Source organism: Oleisolibacter albus, assembly GCF_003336875.1.
GTDB lineage: Bacteria > Pseudomonadota > Alphaproteobacteria > Azospirillales > Azospirillaceae > Niveispirillum > Niveispirillum album.
Genome location: NZ_QGNJ01000001.1, coordinates 541,575 through 557,593 on the forward strand (window position 1 = coordinate 541,575; position 16,019 = coordinate 557,593).

Sequence of the window (16,019 nt, forward strand, 5' to 3'; positions counted from 1 at the left end):
GTGAGTTTATGCGGGATGTGACCGACCGGACCTGCCGGTCTGCGGAACTTCTGACATCGCCCAGAAAAAAGCCCCTCTGCCATAACAGGGGCAGAGGGGCTTTTATCGATGGCGGGACGTTCGTATCGGTCCCCGTCGTGCCTCGGCCTATTCGGCCGCCACCCGCGGGCGGGGCAGACCGCTGCGCATGGCCTTCAGCTGCTCCGCAAGCAGGAAGGCCAGTTCCAGCGCCTGGCTGGCATTGAGGCGCGGATCGCAGGCCGTGTGATAGCGCTGGCCCAGCAGCGTGTCGGTGATGGCCTGGGCACCGCCGGTGCATTCCGTCACGTCCTGGCCGGTCATCTCGAAATGCACGCCGCCGGGGCGGGCGCCCTCGGCGCGGCAGACCTCCATGAAGCCCCGCACCTCGGCCAGGATGCGGTCGAAGGGACGGGTCTTATAGCCGGTGCTGCTCTTGACCGTGTTGCCGTGCATGGGATCGCAGGACCAGACCACCTGCCGCCCCTCGCGCAGCACGCGGCGCAGCAGCGGCGGGAACTTGTCCTCCACCTGGTCGTGGCCCATGCGCACGATCAGGGTCAGGCGGCCCGGCTCGTCCTCCGGGTTCAGCAGGTCGATCAGCCGGATCAGCTCGTCCGGGTCCATGCTCGGCCCGCATTTCAGGCCGATGGGATTCTTGACCCCGCGCAGGAACTCCACATGCGCCCCGTCGGGCTGGCGGGTGCGGTCACCGATCCACAGCATGTGGGCGGAGACGTCGTACCAGTCGCCGGAGGTGCTGTCGATGCGGGTCAGCGCCTGCTCATAGGGCAGCAGCAGCGCCTCATGGCTGGTGAACAGCTCGGTCTCGCGGATCTGCGGCGTGGTCTCGCCGGTGATGCCGCAGGCATTCATGAAGGCCAGCGTCTCGTCCAGCCGGTCGGCCAGATCGCGGTAGCGCTCGCCCTGCGGGCTCTTGGCGACGAAGCCCAGCGTCCACTGGTGCACCTTGTGCAGGTCGGCATAACCGCCCTGGGCGAAGGCGCGCAGCAGGTTCAGCGTCGATGCCGCCTGGTTGTAGGCCTGGACCATGCGGTCCGGATCGGGGATGCGGGCATCGGCGTTGAAATCGAAACCGTTGATGATATCGCCGCGGTAGCTGGGCAGTTCGACGCCGCCGATCACCTCGGTATCGGCGCTGCGCGGCTTGGCGAACTGGCCGGCCAGCCGCCCCACCTTCACCACCGGGGTCGCACCGCCGAAGGTCAACACGACAGCCATCTGCAGCATGACGCGGAAGGTGTCGCGGATATTGTTGGGGTGGAACTCGGCGAAGCTCTCGGCACAGTCGCCGCCCTGCAGCAGGAAGGCTTCACCGCGGGTCACCTTGGCCAGCAGATCCTTCAGCCGCCGCGCCTCACCGGCGAAGACCAGGGGCGGATAGGTGGACAGCCGCGCCTCGGCCGCCCGCAGCTTCGATTCGTCGGGATACTGCGGGACCTGCCGGATCGGCTTGGTGCGCCAGCTGTCCGGCGCCCAGCGCCCGACAGTCCCGGCCATCTGCTTATCCGTTGGCATGATCCACCTCTTTGTCAAAACACGTCCTGCCGCGCCCGCGGCGGGGCACCTGTTCTACGCGAATCGGACGGGTTGTTTCCAGTCCGGAACGCCTGCGTTTTGCGCAATCTTCGTACGCAAATAGCTTACCCGTGTCCCCATCCCCCTTCTATACTCGCGAACCCGTTCCGATTGCCCGGTGAATCCCGCGTGTCCGATCTGCCCGCCCCCGCCGCCCCCACCGCCCCGCCGCCGCCGGCCGCCGGTCCGGCGGCAGGGCCGGACGGGATGGCGAAACGGCCCCGCCCCGGCTGGCGCGAGGTGCTGACGGCGCTGCGCCAGCCGCGGGTGCTGATCATGCTGCTGCTGGGTTTCAGCTCCGGACTGCCCTTCATGCTGACCGGCAACACGCTGGGCTTCTGGCTGCGCGAGGGCGGCGTCGACCTGACCACCATCGGCTTCCTGTCCTGGGTCGGTCTGGCCTATTCGCTGAAATTCCTCTGGGCCCCCGTCATCGACAGGGTGGATGCGCCGGTGCTGGGCCGCCTGCTGGGGCGGCGCCGCGGCTGGATGGCCCTGGCGCAGCTGCTCGTCGGTGCCGGCCTGCTGGGCATGGCCGCCACCGGGCCGGGACCGAGCCTAGCCACCCTGGCCGGCTTTGCCCTGCTGGCCGCCTTCGCCTCGGCCACCCAGGATGTGGTGGTCGATGCCTGGCGCATCGAGGCGGCGGCCAGCCCGGACGAGACCGGGCTGCTGTCCGCCGCCTATCAGATGGGCTACCGCGCCGCCCTGCTGGCCACCGACGCCCTGATCCTGGTGCTGGCGGCGCAGGTGGGCTGGGCCACCTCCTATGCCGCCTGCGGCCTTGCCATGGGTATCGGTCTGGCGGCGACACTGCTGGCTCATGAGCCGGTGCGCATGGCCGTGATCGCCGCGGCCGGCCCGTTATGGAGCCTGCGCGGCCTGCGCGATGCCATCGTCGGCCCCTTCGCCGCCTTCTTCCAGGCCCATGGCGCCCAGGCCGCGCTGATGCTGTCGGCGGTGGCGCTTTACCGGCTGCCGGACTTCCTGATGGGCCCCATGGCCAACCCCTTCTATGTGGATCTGGGATTGGGCAAGGAGGTGGTCGGCTCCATCCGCGCCACGGCCGGGCTGTGGGCCTCCATCGCCGGGGTGGCGCTGGGCGGGCTGTCGGCGCTGAAGCTGGGCTACCGCCGCACCCTGGTGCTGGGCGCCATCCTGGGGCCGGGCTCGAACCTGGCCTTCAGCCTGATGGCGGTCAGCGGACCCGATATCGGCGTCTTCACCGCGGCCATGGTGGTGGACAATGTGGCCACCGGCTTCGCCGGCACGGCCCTGGTGGCCTATATGTCCAGCCTGACCAGCCTGGGCTACACCGCCACCCAATATGCCCTGCTGAGTTCGCTCTACACGGTCCTGGGCAAGCTGCTGAAGGGATTTTCCGGCGGCATGGTCGAAGCGCTGGAGGCCAGCATGCCGCCGCTGACCGCCTATGCCCTGTTCTTCGCCGGCACCGCCCTGGTCGGGGTGCCGGCGCTGATCCTGTGCCTGCTGCTGGCACGGACGGACGGCGGGCGGCGCTGACACCGGCAGACGCTGACAGCAGCGGGAAGCCGGGATGCCCCGATGGCCGCTATCCGAGACCCGCTGTGCGGCGCCCACCGTCTGGTGCCCACCGTCTGGCGCCCACTATCTGGTGCCCGCGGCCAGACGCGGCGTCGCGCTCAGCTCTGCCGGCTGAAGTCGTCGGGGTCCATCTTCCCCGGCGCGCTGCAGTTGGGGCGCGATCCGCCATTGACCAGATCCAGGGCGCTGTCATCCAACTCGCCCTCGCCCAGATGCCGGTCGAGGTCGGCCTCGATCTCGGCGGCGCCGAGCGGCAGGCCGCGGGTCCGGGCCTCGTCGGCCAGGGCCGACACCAGGGCCTCGCGGCCGGACAGGGCGGACAGGCGGGCCATCAGGGCCGCGTCCTGGCGGATGCTGGCGGCAAAGGCCGTGGCGGTATCGGCGGACATTCTTCGTTCCCCATTGTCGATAGAGATCATCAGCACTGGTCCTGCAAGCCCGGCCCTGCGGCACTCGCACGATACTCGGACCGGGGACCGGACTATGACCACGGCTGACAGGCCCGGAGCATGGAAGGCGCCCCGGGCCGGTGCTCAGCCGCGCTTCTTGCTGCTGACCGACGTGTCGGACGGATGGCCGACACCATAACTCGATCCGCCGCTGACCAGATCCAGGGCGCTGTCATCCAGTTCGGCGGTCGACAGGTGCCGGTCGAGGTCGGCCTCGATCTCGGCGGCGCCGAGCGGCAGGCCGCGGGTCCGGGCCTCGTCGGCCAGGGCCGACACCAGGGCGCCGCGGTCGGACAGGGTGGACAGGCGGGCCATCAGGGCCGCGTCCTGGCGGATGCTGGCGGCAAAGGCGGTCGTTTCAACGGACATGGGTTCAGTCCCGTAACTGTGTCGATGGGACGCATTGAACCCGGGATGGACCGCCCGCGGCAACGGGGCCACACTCTGGAAAGCGGGATACCGGACTATGCAGGAGGCCACGGGCCTGCCGGCAGCAGAAGGCGGCAGCCAAAAGGAAAACGCCCGCCGGACCGGGGTCCGACGGGCGTCCATATTGGTAGCACCGGGCAGATTTGAACTGCCGACCAAGGGCTTATGAGTCCCCTGCTCTACCACTGAGCTACGGTGCTTCAGCGCGTCCGGAGCGTCGCCCCGGCGTGGCGCGTGATTTAGTGAAATCGTCGAAGGCTGTCAAGCATCCTGATGCCGATTTTCTTCACGGGCTGGCGGCGGGTGGCTGGTCATCAAGAATGGCCCCGCGCAGCCAGGCGCGGAACCGGCCCAGCCGCGTGCCGTCATGACCGGGCCAGCCGCCCCGCCGCGCCGCGGCTTCCGCCTCGGTCTGGGTCCGGGCCCAGCAGGTGATCTCGGTCCACCGGCCATCCCCGGTGCGCCAGCGGAAGTCGAAGGGAACCGGATCAGCGGGTGGGAGCGGCATGGCGGAACGGACATCACGGCGGAAGAAACAGCGCAAGGCGGACACCATGCGGCGGGACGCCCCGTCCTGTCCATGGGCTGTTGCCGGCGGACAGACCGCCCGCGCGGATCCGGACAGGACGGGGCCGAGGAGGCTCACTGGGCGGCGACCTGCGCGCCCGGCCGCAGTTGCACCGCCGACGGGCAATGGTCGGACAGGCTGTCCTGCAGCGCCCGGTCGGTCTCGTCATAGACCAGCTCGCGGTAGCTGCCCGGCACCAGGGTGCGGACGGCGCCATTGCCCAGGATGATATGGTCGATATGGTCGGGATACTGCCCACCCCAGCAGGCGGACCTGTGGCCTTCCGACACCCGCAGCAGCGGCGTCGGCCCATTGTCCAGGGCGGCCCACAGCGGATCGCCGGCGGGGAAGCGGCGGTTGAAGTCACCCAGCACGACGAAGGGCACGCCCTCGGCCTGACGCGCATCGATCCAGGCGGACAGAATCGGGATCTGCCGGGCCAGCTGCGGACAGGCCTCGGACTTGCTGCCGGGCTGGAAACAGCCGCTCTTGAGATGCACGGCCAGAAGACGCAGGTCGCCACCGGGCAGATGCAGGGTCACATCGGCGCCGCGGCGCAGACTGCGGGGTTCCTGCCCGGCCAGAACATCCAGCTCGGCCAGATCGGGATTGCGGGTGAAGCGGATGCCCTTGCGGATGGCGAAACCGGGCCGCTGATAATCCGACTCGTCGGTCAGGACGATGGTGTAATCCGGCCCGAACACGCGGCTGGCCACGGCCTCTCCGTCCACCTCCTCGATGGCGACCACGTCGGCGCCGAGCCGCTTGGCATAGTCCCCCAGACGCTGGAACTCGGCCGGCGTGCGCTGGTGCAGCGGATTGCGCAGTCCGGTGCTGATCTCCGCGGCGCGATCGCTGAGCCAGCCCATGTTCCAGGTGGCCAGCGTCAGCGGCTTATCGGCAGCCCCCGTCTCGACGGAAGAACAACCAAAAAGAAGAAAAGATATGGACACGATCAATGCAAGAGTGCGCACGGGAACCCCCGGTATGGTGAGGGCGCCCACTATGCGCAGCCTGCGTGACACACACAATCGCGCTCAAACCGTGACCTGCCCGCCTGGGGAGAATTGCGGCAGCGCCCGAATGGTTTCCCTACAACCGGAAGGCATTTTTAATATATTGACTCTCGTCAAATGATGCGCCTCCATCGGCATGAATGTGTCCGCACGGGGTCACAGAATGTCTCGCCCCCTCTTCGCCGCCTGCCTTGCGCTGTTGCCGCTGCCGGCGGCTGCGGACCCGGTCCGTTTCATCGCGGGCGAGCAGCCGCCCTTCGCCTATACGCAAGACGGGATCATGCGGGGCGAGATCGCCGATCTGGCCCGGGAGGTGGCACGCCGGGTCGGGGATGGCAGCGGGCTGACCCTGATTCCCTGGCCGCGCTTCAACCGGGAGGCCGCAAGCGACGGCCCGTTGCTGTTCGTGACGGTCCGGCGGCCGGAGCGTCAGGCCCCTCTGCACTGGATCGGCCGCCTGGGACAGGCCGACCTGGTCCTGGTCTCCGAAAGCGCGCCGGCGGCCATCAGTCTCGATCAGGCGCGCGATCAGCTGGTGGTGGTGGTGACCGGTTCGGTGGCAGAGCAGGCGTTGCAGGAAGCCGGCTTCCGCCGGATCGAGCCGGTGCAGACCGAGCGACGGGCGGCCCAGCTGCTGAGCAGCGGCCGGGTGGGGATCTGGGCCACCGCGCTGGAGACGGCGCTGAGTTCCTATCGGGCGCTGGGCCTGTCCGCCGACCGGCTGAAACCGGGAGCGCAGATCCTGCCGGCCGAACTCTGGCTGGCGGCCACGCCGGCCGTCGATGCGGCAACGGTCCGGCGCTGGTCGGAGGCATGGAACAGCATGGTGGTCGATGGTCTGGTGCCGGCCGCCGTGGCGACCGGTGACAGCCACGGCGGCTCAGCCGCCCCGTAGCGCCGTGGCCGCGATCCAGCCGCCGCCCAGCAGGCGGTCCTCCTGGTAGAACACGGCCGCCTGACCGGGGCTGACCCCGTATTGCGGCTGATCCAGCTCGACCACGGCCTGGCCGTCCCCCTGCAACAGCAGGGTCGCCGGACTCAGCGGCTGGGCGCTGCGCAGCTTGACCTCGATGCGCAGCGGCACGCCCACCGCCTCCGGCCCGATCCAGTTGACCTCGCGCACCTGCACCCGGTCGCGGGCCAGGGCCGTGCGCGGCCCGACGATGACGCGGTGCGTCTCCGGCTCCACCCGCACCACATAGAGCGGGTCCAGTTCCTCGCCGTCCGGCCCCTTGCGGCCGCCGATGCCCAGCCCCTTGCGCTGGCCCACGGTGAAGTTGATGACGCCGTCATGGCGGCCCATGGCCCGCCCGTCCACATGCACGATCTCGCCCGGCTCGATGGCGCCGGGCCGCAGCTTCTGCACCACGCTGGCATAGCCGCCCGAGGGCACGAAGCAGATGTCCTGGCTGTCCGGCTTGTCCGCCACCGGCAGGCCCAGCCGTTCGGCGATGGCCCGGGTTTCGGTCTTGGGCTTGTCGCCCAGGGGGAAGCGCAGGAAATCCAGCTGCGCCTGGGTGGTGGCGAACAGGAAATAGCTCTGGTCGCGGCCGGGATCGGCCCCGCGCAGCAGGGCGGCCCCGGTCAGCCCGCCGTTGCGGCGGACATAATGGCCGGTGGCCAGGCAGTCGGCGCCCAGGTCGCGGGCCTGGGCCAGCAGATCCTTGAACTTGACGGTCTGGTTGCAGCGGACGCAGGGGATCGGTGTCTCCCCCCGCATATAGGTATCGACGAAATCATCGATGACCGACTGGCGGAACCGGCTTTCGTAATCCAGCACATAATGCGGGATGTCGATGGCATCGGCCACGCGCTTGGCATCATAGATGTCCTGGCCGGCGCAGCAGGCCCCCTTCTTGCCCACGGTCATGCCGTGGTCATAGAGCTGCAGGGTGATGCCGACCACGTCATAGCCCTGCTGTTTCAGCAGGGCGGCGACCACGGAGGAGTCCACGCCGCCCGACATGGCCACGACCACGCGGGTGTCGGCGGGCGATTTCGCAAATCCAAGCGTGTTGAGGTGCTGCGCGTCCATGGCCGCGGTATATAGGCCGCAAGGGGCCGGGCACAATCGCGCCGGACGCAACCCCGCCGCCGGCTTCTGCCGGGCGGCAAGAAACAGACCCGCCGCCGGCTCCTGCCGGGCGGCGAGAATCAGGGAGGAAACCATCGTGGACGTCACGCCGCAGAGCCGCTTCGCCGAAGTCAACGGCATCCGTCTGCATTACCTGGAGGCGGGCAGCGGCCCGCTGGTGCTGCTCTGCCATGGCTGGCCGGAACTGGCCCACAGCTGGCGGAACCAGATCCCGGCGCTGGCCGCCGCCGGCTACCGCGTGGTCGCGCCGGACATGCGCGGCTTCGGCGCCAGCGACGCCCCGGCCGACATCGCCGCCTATGGCATCATGGATCTGGTGGGCGACATGGTCGCCCTGGTGGAGGTGCTGGACGAGCCCAACGCCGTGGTCGTCGGCCATGACTGGGGCGCGCCGGTGGCCTGGCACTGCGCCCTGTTCCGTCCTGACCTGTTCCGCGGCGTCGCCGGCCTGTCGGTGCCCTGGTCGCCGCGCGGTCCCGCCAGCGTGGTCGCCGTGGCCCGCCATCTGGGCATGGAGCGCTTCTACATGGTCTATTTCCAGGAGCCGGGCGTGGCCGAGGCCGATCTGGAGCGCGACGCCTATGAGAGCCACCGCCGTCTGCTGGTCGGCGCCTCCGGCGACGCGGTGCGCACAGGCCGCGCCTGGCCGGCCGTCATCCCCGAGGGCATGACGCTGGTGGAGGCCTGTCCCGCCGTGGACACCCTGCCGGCCTGGCTCAGCGAAGCCGATCTGACCGTCTATGCCGAAACCTACCGGCGCACCGGCTATCGCGGTGGTCTGAACTGGTACCGCAACATGGACCGCAACCATGCCGTCACTGCGCCCTGGGTCGGCGCCCGCATCCCGGTGCCGGCCTGCTTCATCGCCGGCACCCTGGACGGGGTGCTGAAGATGCCGGGCATGGACAAGGCCGTTCACCGGCTCGACGAGACCTGTATCGATTTCCGCGGCACGACCCTGGTGGAGGGCGCCGGCCATTGGGTGCAGCAGGAGGCGCCGGAGGCGGTGAACAAGGCGCTGCTGGACTTCCTGGCCGGGCTCTGACCCCCGCCCGATGCCGTCCCCGCTTTGCCCCCTGCCCTCCCTGTCCCGCATGCCCGCGGTTCCCCTGGCGGCGGCGGGCGGGTAGGCTGGCCCGACCACCGCAGGAGAGCGCACCCCATGCAGCCCGTCATCCTGGATGCCGTCCTGACCGGCACGCCGCAGCCGCTGGGGCCGAAGGCCGCGCCCAGTTCCATCGCCACCCGTGTGCCGGCGGCGGGTCCCGTCCAGGCCGGCCCGTTGGGTCTGGCCGGCGACGCGGTGGGCGATGGCACGGTGCATGGCGGACCGGACAAGGCCATCCATTTCTACCCCCGCGACCATTACGACCGCTGGGCGGCGGAGCAACCACCCATGGCCCCGCTGCTGGCTGCCCCCGGCGCCTTCGGGGAGAATCTCTCCGCCCGCGGCCTTGGCGAGGCCGATGTCTGCCTGGGCGACATCGTGCGCGCCGGGAGTGCCCTGCTGCAACTGACCCAGTCGCGCCAGCCCTGCTGGAAGCTGGGGGTGCGCTTCGGCCTGCCCGCCCTGCCGCGGCTGGTGCAGAAGACCGGGCGCACCGGCTGGTACTACCGGGTGCTGGAGTCTGGGGCCATCGGCCCCGGCGACCCTCTGACCCTGGTGGACCGGCCCAATCCCGGCTGGACCCTGCCCCGCACCCTGCGCCTTCTCTATGTGGACATGCTGGACCCGGAGGCGCTGGCCACCCTGGCGGCGCTGCCCGGCATCAGCGCCGGCCTCGCCCGCACGGCCCGCACCCGGCTGGAGACGCTGGCGGTGGAGGATTGGAGCCGGCGGCTGGACGGCGCCCCATCCTGAGCGGCCCGACCCCGGTCAGCCTGCTCCTGGTCAGCGCGTCAGGGAGCGCAAGCGCCGCGCCGCCTCTGCCATGTCCGGCTCGGTCCCGGCGAAGCTGAGACGGATGAAGCGGTGCCCGCGGGCCGGATCGAAATCCACGCCGGGCGTCAGGGCCACCCCGGTCCGCTCCAGGATCCGCCGGCAGAACACCTGACTGTCGTCGCAGAGGTCGGAGACATCGGCATAGAGGAAGAAAGCGCCGTCGGCCGGCGCCAGCTTGCCGAACCCGGCCGACGGCAGCTCGTTCAGCAGCAGGTCGCGGTTGCGCCGGTAGCGGGCCACATGGCCGTCCAGTTCCCCGATGCAGGAGAAGGCGGCCACGGCGGCATGCTGGCTCAGCGTCGGCGGCGAGATATAGAGATTCTGGGCCAGACACTCGACGCTGCGCACCAGTTCCGGCGGCAGCACCAGCCAGCCCAGACGCCAGCCGGTCATGCTGAAATATTTGGAGAAGCTGTTGACCACCAGCGCCCGCTGACCGAAGGCCAGCGCCGTGGCCGGGGCCACGCTGCCATAATCGATGCCGTGATAGATCTCGTCGGAGACCAGCCGCACCCGGCGCGCCTCGCACCAGTCCGACAGCCGCCGCAGCTCGGCCCGGCCCAGCATGGTGCCGGTCGGGTTGCCGGGGCTGGCCAGGATCAGGCCCCGCACCGGCTGCGGCAGCGCCTCCAGCCGTTCCACCGTGGGCTGGAACCGCGTCTCCGGCCCGGCCGGCACCTCCACCGGCTCCAGGTCCAGGGCGCGCAGGATATTGCGGTAGGCGGGATAGCCCGGGGCCGCCAGGGCCACCCGGTCGCCCTTCTCGAACGCCGCCAGGAAGCCCAGCAGGAAGGCGGCGGAGGAGCCGGTGGTGACGGCGATGCGCTCCGGCGGCACGGCCACGCCATGACGGTCGCGGTACCAGCCGGCGATGACCTCGCGCAGGGCCGGCAGGCCGAAGGCGTCGGTATAGCCCAGCGTCTCGGCCTCCAGGGCGCGCGCCGCGGCGGCGCGCACGGCCGCCGGTGCCGGGGTGCAGGGCTGGCCGATCTCCAGATGCAGCACGTCGCCCCCGGCCGCCTGCCGGGCGTTGGCGGCCCGCAGCACCTCCATGACGATGAAGGGCGCCACCTGGCCGCGGCAGGACGGTGCCCAGGCCGCCGTATCAGGGGACGCATGCGGTGACGGGGCTGGCGCCGCCGCCATTCCCTTGCCAAATTCATCGCGCTGAGCTTGCCCGCTCGGGGCAGTGCCGCCAGAAGGTGACGTCATGTTTGCAGGTCCGAAACGGTTGGCCGGTATCGCAGTCGTCTGGGTGCTGTCCCTGGTGCTGACGGTCCAGCCGGCCCTGGCCCAGTCCCGGTCCATCAGTTTCATCCGCGACACGGAAATCGAACATATCCTGCGCGAGTACGCCACCCCCCTGTGGCAGCAGGGCGGCATCGTTCCGGAATCGGTCACCATCGCCCTGATCAACGACGATTCGCTGAACGCCTTCGTCTCCGGCGGCCAGAACATCTTCTTCCATACCGGCCTGCTGATGGACACGGAGATGCCGGAACTGATCGGCGTCATCGCCCACGAGACCGGCCATATCGTCGGCGGGCATCTGGCCCGCAGCCGGGACGCCATGTCCAACGCCTCCACCATCGCCACCCTCTCCTTGCTGCTGGGTCTGGCCGCCGCCATCGGCGCCGGGCGCGGCGACGTGGCCCAGGGCGTCATGGGCGGCGGGCAGGAGATCGCCATGCGCAGCTTCTTCTCCTTCTCGCGCCAGCAGGAAGGCTCGGCCGACGAGTTCGGCATGCATGCGCTGGAAGCCGTGGGCTGGCCGGCCACCGGCATGCTGTCGATGATGCAGAAGCTGGCCTCGCAGGAGCTGCTGCCGGAAAGCCGGCAGGTGGAATATGTCCGCACCCACCCGCTGACGCGCAACCGTGTCGAGGTCATCAAGAACTTCGTCGAGCACGAGTCGAAGAACAACAACAAGAGCTTCCCGGCCGCCTTCTACGACATGCATGCCCGCATGAAGGCCAAGCTGCTGGGCTTCATGCGCCCGGATCTGGCCCTGCGGCGCTACTCGGCCGACGACACCGCGGTCGCCGCCCGCTATGCCCGCGCCATCGCCCTGTACCAGAAGGGCCGCATCGCCGAATCCCTGCCGCTGGTGGACGGGCTGATCAAGCAGGAGCCCGACAATCCCTATTTCCTGGAGCTGAAGGGCCAGATCCTGTTCGAGAACGGCCATGCCGCCGAGGCGGTGCCGCCCTACCGCCGGTCCGTGCAGCTGGCACCGGAAGCCGGGCTGATCCGCTCGGCCCTGGGCCATGCGCTGCTGGAGGTGGGGGACGACCGGCTGGTGCCGGAGGCGGTGCAGACGCTGCAGGCGGCCGCCCGGCTGGAGCGCCGCTCGGCCTTCGTCTGGCAGCTGCTGTCCAGCGCCTACAGCCGCGCCGACATGCAGCCGCAGCTGGCCTATGCCCGCGCCGAGGAGGCGTTGGCCCGCGGTGATATCCGGGCCGCCAAGTTCCACGCGGACAAGGCCGAGCAGATGCTGCCCGCCGGCTCGCCGGAATGGCTGCGTGCCCAGGATATCCGCGTCATGGTGGAAAGCCGCGTGGGCATGGACCGGGGCGAATAGCCGCCGCCGCTCACATCAGGAAACGGCGGTCGGCCATGACCTTGAGGAAGGCGCGGACGACAGCCGGGTCGAACTGCGTCCCGGCCTGCGCCTCGATCCAGTTCAGCGCCTCGGGCACGGGCTCCGGCTCGCGCCAGCTGCGCTGGTGGGTCAGGGCATCGAACACATCGACCACGGCCACGATTCGGGCGGCCAGGGGGATATCGGTGCCGGCCAGCCCGCCGGGATAGCCGCTGCCGTCCCAGCGTTCCTGATGGCAGCGGGCCACCTCGGCCCCGAAGGACAGATAGTTGCTGCCCTGGACCAGGCGCGAGGCCTTTTCCAGCAGCGCGGCGCCGCGCTCGCAATGGTGCTGCATTTCATGGCGCTCATCGGCGTCCAGGGGACCCAGCTTCCAGCGGATGCGGTCGGGCACCGCCACCATGCCGATGTCATAGACCATGGCGCCCATGGCGATGAGGTCGAGGAAGCCGTCGTCGATCTGCGATGACAGCGCCGGATCGGCCCGCAGGGCCAGCGCCGTCTCGCTGACCAGCCGGGAGACACGCAAACCCTGGTCGCCGCTGCCGTCGGGATCCTTGTGGTCGGCCAGCCCCGCCAGGGCGATGACCGTGGCCTTGTGGGCCCGGCGCAGCTGGTCATAGAGATAGAGATTCTCGAACCCGGCCGTGATCTTGGCCGCCATCACGTCGATCAGCCGCTGCTCCAGCGCATCCAGCGTGCGGCCGGCCGTGTGCAGGCACACGGCACAGTCGCGGCCGTCGGCCATGGTCAACACCTGCACCAGGAACCCGTCGCCCTGGACGGACTGCCGGCCGCGCAGGGCATCCAGCACCGCCTGGGTCAGGGTGCCGTCGACCGCCACGCGCAACGGCATGCCGGCGGCACCGGCATGGCGGCCGGTGCCGGCCAGGATCTGTGCCTCGGTCCGCGCCGGCCCGCGGGCGACGCAGACCAGCCCGTCATCGGCCAGATCGAGGACGCGGGCCAGCTCGTGCAGGATGGTCCCGGCAAATCCGTCCAGGGAGCGCTGGGTGAACAGGACCGAGGCGGCATCGACGATGCGCTCCATGCCCCGGCGCGACCGCTGCAGGGCGCGGATATGCTCGTAGGACCGCAGGGCCGCGGCCGTGGCCGTGCCCAGCTTCTGGGCCGTCAGCTCGGTCTTGGCCTTGTAGTCATTGATGTCATAGCTGTGGATGACCGCGTCTTCCGGCGCCTGGCCGGGCTGCCCGGTGCGCAGGATGATGCGCACGGCATCATTGTTCAGCTCCTCACGGATGCGGGGGACCAGCCGCAGGCCGGCATCCTCCGTCTCCATCACCACGTCCAGCAGGATCAGGGCGATGCCGGGATCGTCGCGCAGCAGGGCCATCGCCTCTTCGGCCGAATAGGCCGACAGGAACTGGACCGGGCGCCCGGCGAAGGTGAACTTCTTCATCACCAGCCGGGTCATGGCATGCACTTCGGGATCGTCATCGACGATCAGGACCAGCCACGGCCGGGCCGCGGGCGTCAGATCCAAAGGCGGCGGATCGTCCTGGAACAGAAAATCGTCTGTATCGCTCATCGGCCTGCACGGGACTGGCTGAGGGGCGCGGCGCGGATCGGTGTTGTCGCAAAAAAGCCGTCAACCGGCCCGATGCTGATATCCAACGGCCGCTGCGCCCTTCCGTTGCCATTCTATCTCCGCATAGCTCGCGCGGGGAGGCAAGGATGTTTCTCGGATCGGTTGCACTGAGGCCGGAGGTTCCCGCCGCCGCCATGGCCGCCGCCGCTGTTTCCTGTTGCCGTGGCGGCCCGCTCCTGCGCACCTTGCGGGCCTGTTCCACCCCTGTCCGATCTTGTTCGAGGATGTCCGCCGTGCGTCGTTTTCCCGCTCCCGTCACCGCCCTGGCCCTGATCCTGACCGCCGCCACCGCCCAGACGGGCCTGTCCCGGCCGGCCCTGGCCCAGGAGAAGCCGCTGGACCGCGCCGCGGTCGAAGCCATCGTGCGGGAGACGCTGGTCAAGAATCCCGAGATCATCCTGGAGGCCATCCATGCGCTGGAGGCCAAGGACCAGGCGGCCAGCGACAAGGCCCAGGCCGATGCCCTGGCCGACAACCGCAAGGCCCTGACCGACAGCCCGACCTCGCCGGTGGGCGGCAACCCCAAGGGCGACGTCACGCTGGTCGAATTCTTCGACTACAATTGCGGCTACTGCAAACGCACCCACCCCGAGCGGGTCGAGGCGGTGAAGAAGGACGGCAAGGTCCGTCTGGTCTACAAGGAATTCCCCATCCTCGCCCCCTCCTCCATGGAGGCGGCCAAGGCGGCGCTGGCGGCCCAGCGCCAGGGCAAGTACGAGGCCATGCACACGGCCCTGATGACGCATCAGGGCAAGCTGGACACCGACACCATCCGCGAGATCGCCAAGGGGGTCGGGCTGGATGTGAAGAAGCTGGAGGACGATATGGGCGACCCGGCCATCCAGAAGGAGATCCAGGCCAATCTCGACCTGGGACCGAAGCTGGGCATCCGTGGCACGCCGGGCTTCATCGTCGGCGACACCATCGTTCCCGGTGCCATCCAGGCCGACCAGTTCAAGCAGCTGTTCGCCCAGGCCCGCGATGCCGGCAAGGAGGGGGCGGGCAAGGACGGATCCAAGGACGCGAAGAAGGGCGGCTGATGCCGCCCGCCCGGGGGGCCGGGACAGGCGGCAACCGTGCCCCTGTCTCTCCGGCATTGCTCCGGCGTACACCCATGCTATAAAGCCGCGGCTTTCGGTGTCACCAGACCGGGTACCCTTACGTGGCCATTCAGCCCTCCGTGCTCATCCTCAACGGGCCGAATCTCAACCTGCTGGGCACGCGGGAACCGCATGTCTATGGTCGGGAGACCCTGGACGATGTGGAAGGGCTGTGCCAGGACGAGGCGGCGCGCCTGGGGCTGGACATCGATTTCCGCCAGTCGAACCATGAAGGCGAGCTGGTGACCTGGATTCAGGAGGCGCGGGGCGAACACGACGCCATCATCCTGAATGCGGGGGCCTATACCCACACATCGATTGCCATCCTGGACGCGCTGGCGGCGGTGGATCTGCCGGTGGTCGAGGTGCATCTGAGCAACATCTTCCGGCGCGAGGCGTTCCGGCACCATTCCTATGTGTCGACGATCGCGCGGGGGGTCATATGCGGCTTCGGTTCGCATGGCTATGGACTGGCGCTACAGGCGGTCGCCCGCCTGATCGAAGCGTCCGGCCGGCCGTGACGGCACCGCTGCCTTTGGAAAAGGTTGAAAAGACGATGGCGAGCTTCGAACTGGACGCGGAATTCGTTCGCACCATGGCCAAACTCCTGGAGGAGAGCGGCCTGACCGAGATGGAATATTCGGAAGGCGAGCGCCGCATCCGCCTCAGCCGCGCGGCCCCGCCGGCGCCTGCCGTCGCCTACGCGCCCATGCCGGCCGCAGCCATGGCGGCACCGGTGGCCGCGGCGGCTCCGGCCGCCCCGGCTGCGGCCGCCAATCCGGCCCAGCACCCCGGCGCCCTGAAGAGCCCGATGGTCGGCACCGCCTATGCGGCGGCCGAGCCCGGCGCCGCGCCCTTCGTGAAGCCCGGCGACACCGTCAAGGCCGGTCAGACCGTCATGATCATCGAGGCCATGAAGGTCATGAACCCGATCAAGGCGCCCAAGGGCGGCGTGATCACCGACATCCTGGTCAAGGACGCCCAGCCTGTCGAGTTCGGTGAAGTCCTGATGATCATCGAGTGACG

Annotated in this window: 16 protein-coding genes and 1 tRNA gene; 8 read left to right on the forward strand and 9 right to left on the reverse strand. The window is 69.5% G+C overall.

Annotated features, from left to right (window positions below; translation table 11 throughout):
* Positions 1–147 precede the first annotated feature (147 nt).
* Complete coding sequence (locus DK368_RS02595; RefSeq protein WP_240002298.1) at positions 148–1,557, reverse strand: class II 3-deoxy-7-phosphoheptulonate synthase; 1,410 nt, start codon at positions 1,555–1,557, stop codon at positions 148–150.
* A 189-nt stretch (positions 1,558–1,746) separates the two neighbouring features.
* Here DK368_RS02595 and DK368_RS02600 point away from each other — a divergent pair, with 189 nt between their 5' ends.
* Positions 1,747–3,141, forward strand: coding sequence for an AmpG family muropeptide MFS transporter (locus tag DK368_RS02600; RefSeq protein ID WP_240002299.1), 1,395 nt, complete (start codon positions 1,747–1,749; stop codon positions 3,139–3,141).
* Between the two features lie 140 nt (positions 3,142–3,281).
* Here DK368_RS02600 and DK368_RS02605 read toward each other — a convergent pair whose 3' ends face one another.
* From DK368_RS02605 to DK368_RS02625, 5 genes are all read right to left on the reverse strand, one after another.
* Positions 3,282–3,572: a hypothetical protein gene (locus DK368_RS02605; RefSeq protein ID WP_114391971.1), complete on the reverse strand. Its 291-nt coding sequence runs from the start codon at positions 3,570–3,572 to the stop codon at positions 3,282–3,284.
* A 144-nt stretch (positions 3,573–3,716) separates the two neighbouring features.
* Positions 3,717–4,001 (reverse strand): hypothetical protein, encoded by a 285-nt coding sequence (locus tag DK368_RS02610; protein ID WP_114391972.1) that lies wholly within the window; start codon positions 3,999–4,001, stop codon positions 3,717–3,719.
* Positions 4,002–4,186: 185 nt separating this feature from the next.
* Positions 4,187–4,261, reverse strand: a tRNA-Met gene (locus DK368_RS02615).
* An 86-nt stretch (positions 4,262–4,347) separates the two neighbouring features.
* On the reverse strand, positions 4,348–4,569 hold the full coding sequence (locus DK368_RS02620; RefSeq protein WP_155524444.1) for a hypothetical protein: 222 nt from the start codon (positions 4,567–4,569) through the stop codon (positions 4,348–4,350).
* Between the two features lie 134 nt (positions 4,570–4,703).
* On the reverse strand, positions 4,704–5,582 hold the full coding sequence (locus tag DK368_RS02625; RefSeq protein WP_240002300.1) for an endonuclease/exonuclease/phosphatase family protein: 879 nt from the start codon (positions 5,580–5,582) through the stop codon (positions 4,704–4,706).
* A gap of 226 nt (positions 5,583–5,808) precedes the next feature.
* On the opposite strand from DK368_RS02625, the gene DK368_RS02630 reads away from it, so the two are divergent.
* Positions 5,809–6,540 (forward strand): substrate-binding periplasmic protein, encoded by a 732-nt coding sequence (locus DK368_RS02630; RefSeq protein WP_162305830.1) that lies wholly within the window; start codon positions 5,809–5,811, stop codon positions 6,538–6,540.
* Here the strand turns inward: DK368_RS02630 and mnmA are convergent.
* Positions 6,526–7,680: a tRNA 2-thiouridine(34) synthase MnmA gene (mnmA, locus tag DK368_RS02635; RefSeq protein ID WP_114391976.1), complete on the reverse strand. Its 1,155-nt coding sequence runs from the start codon at positions 7,678–7,680 to the stop codon at positions 6,526–6,528. The genes DK368_RS02630 and mnmA overlap by 15 nt on opposite strands.
* Before the next feature lie 136 nt (positions 7,681–7,816).
* Here mnmA and DK368_RS02640 point away from each other — a divergent pair, with 136 nt between their 5' ends.
* Positions 7,817–8,785 (forward strand): alpha/beta fold hydrolase, encoded by a 969-nt coding sequence (locus tag DK368_RS02640; RefSeq protein ID WP_205028002.1) that lies wholly within the window; start codon positions 7,817–7,819, stop codon positions 8,783–8,785.
* 117 nt (positions 8,786–8,902) lie between these two features.
* On the forward strand, positions 8,903–9,601 hold the full coding sequence (locus tag DK368_RS02645; RefSeq protein WP_114391978.1) for an MOSC domain-containing protein: 699 nt from the start codon (positions 8,903–8,905) through the stop codon (positions 9,599–9,601).
* Between the two features lie 30 nt (positions 9,602–9,631).
* Here DK368_RS02645 and DK368_RS02650 read toward each other — a convergent pair whose 3' ends face one another.
* Positions 9,632–10,735 (reverse strand): pyridoxal phosphate-dependent aminotransferase, encoded by a 1,104-nt coding sequence (locus DK368_RS02650; protein ID WP_240002314.1) that lies wholly within the window; start codon positions 10,733–10,735, stop codon positions 9,632–9,634.
* A 178-nt stretch (positions 10,736–10,913) separates the two neighbouring features.
* Between DK368_RS02650 and DK368_RS02655 the strand changes: the two genes are divergently transcribed.
* On the forward strand, positions 10,914–12,263 hold the full coding sequence (locus tag DK368_RS02655) for a M48 family metalloprotease (RefSeq protein ID WP_240002301.1): 1,350 nt from the start codon (positions 10,914–10,916) through the stop codon (positions 12,261–12,263).
* 10 nt (positions 12,264–12,273) lie between these two features.
* Here DK368_RS02655 and DK368_RS02660 read toward each other — a convergent pair whose 3' ends face one another.
* Positions 12,274–13,833 carry a DUF3369 domain-containing protein gene (locus tag DK368_RS02660; protein ID WP_114391981.1) on the reverse strand — a complete coding sequence of 520 codons (1,560 nt, stop codon included), beginning with the start codon at positions 13,831–13,833 and terminating at the stop codon, positions 12,274–12,276.
* A 293-nt stretch (positions 13,834–14,126) separates the two neighbouring features.
* On the opposite strand from DK368_RS02660, the gene DK368_RS02665 reads away from it, so the two are divergent.
* The 3 genes from DK368_RS02665 (at position 14,127) to accB (ending at position 16,017) form a co-directional block, all read left to right on the forward strand.
* The gene (locus DK368_RS02665) at positions 14,127–14,933 is read left to right on the forward strand and encodes a DsbA family protein (protein ID WP_240002302.1); all 807 of its coding nucleotides are present in this window, start codon (positions 14,127–14,129) and stop codon (positions 14,931–14,933) included.
* A 122-nt stretch (positions 14,934–15,055) separates the two neighbouring features.
* Complete coding sequence (aroQ, locus tag DK368_RS02670; protein ID WP_114391983.1) at positions 15,056–15,514, forward strand: type II 3-dehydroquinate dehydratase; 459 nt, start codon at positions 15,056–15,058, stop codon at positions 15,512–15,514.
* A gap of 35 nt (positions 15,515–15,549) precedes the next feature.
* Positions 15,550–16,017 carry an acetyl-CoA carboxylase biotin carboxyl carrier protein gene (gene accB, locus DK368_RS02675; protein WP_114391984.1) on the forward strand — a complete coding sequence of 156 codons (468 nt, stop codon included), beginning with the start codon at positions 15,550–15,552 and terminating at the stop codon, positions 16,015–16,017.
* Positions 16,018–16,019: the final 2 nt, after the last annotated feature.

Bases quoted from the DNA above. Each gene is read 5' to 3' on its own strand.
- DK368_RS02595 (WP_240002298.1), bottom strand. From the start codon at position 1,557: ATGCCAACGGATAAGCAGATGGCCGGGACTGTCGGGCGCTGGGCGCCG.
- DK368_RS02605 (WP_114391971.1), bottom strand. From the start codon at position 3,572: ATGTCCGCCGATACCGCCACGGCCTTTGCCGCCAGCATCCGCCAGGAC.
- DK368_RS02610 (WP_114391972.1), bottom strand. From the start codon at position 4,001: ATGTCCGTTGAAACGACCGCCTTTGCCGCCAGCATCCGCCAGGACGCG.
- DK368_RS02620 (WP_155524444.1), bottom strand. From the start codon at position 4,569: ATGCCGCTCCCACCCGCTGATCCGGTTCCCTTCGACTTCCGCTGGCGC.
- DK368_RS02630 (WP_162305830.1), top strand. From the start codon at position 5,809: ATGTCTCGCCCCCTCTTCGCCGCCTGCCTTGCGCTGTTGCCGCTGCCG.
- mnmA (WP_114391976.1), bottom strand. From the start codon at position 7,680: ATGGACGCGCAGCACCTCAACACGCTTGGATTTGCGAAATCGCCCGCC.
- DK368_RS02645 (WP_114391978.1), top strand. From the start codon at position 8,903: ATGCAGCCCGTCATCCTGGATGCCGTCCTGACCGGCACGCCGCAGCCG.
- DK368_RS02650 (WP_240002314.1), bottom strand. From the start codon at position 10,735: ATGGAGGTGCTGCGGGCCGCCAACGCCCGGCAGGCGGCCGGGGGCGAC.
- DK368_RS02660 (WP_114391981.1), bottom strand. From the start codon at position 13,833: ATGAGCGATACAGACGATTTTCTGTTCCAGGACGATCCGCCGCCTTTG.
- accB (WP_114391984.1), top strand. From the start codon at position 15,550: ATGGCGAGCTTCGAACTGGACGCGGAATTCGTTCGCACCATGGCCAAA.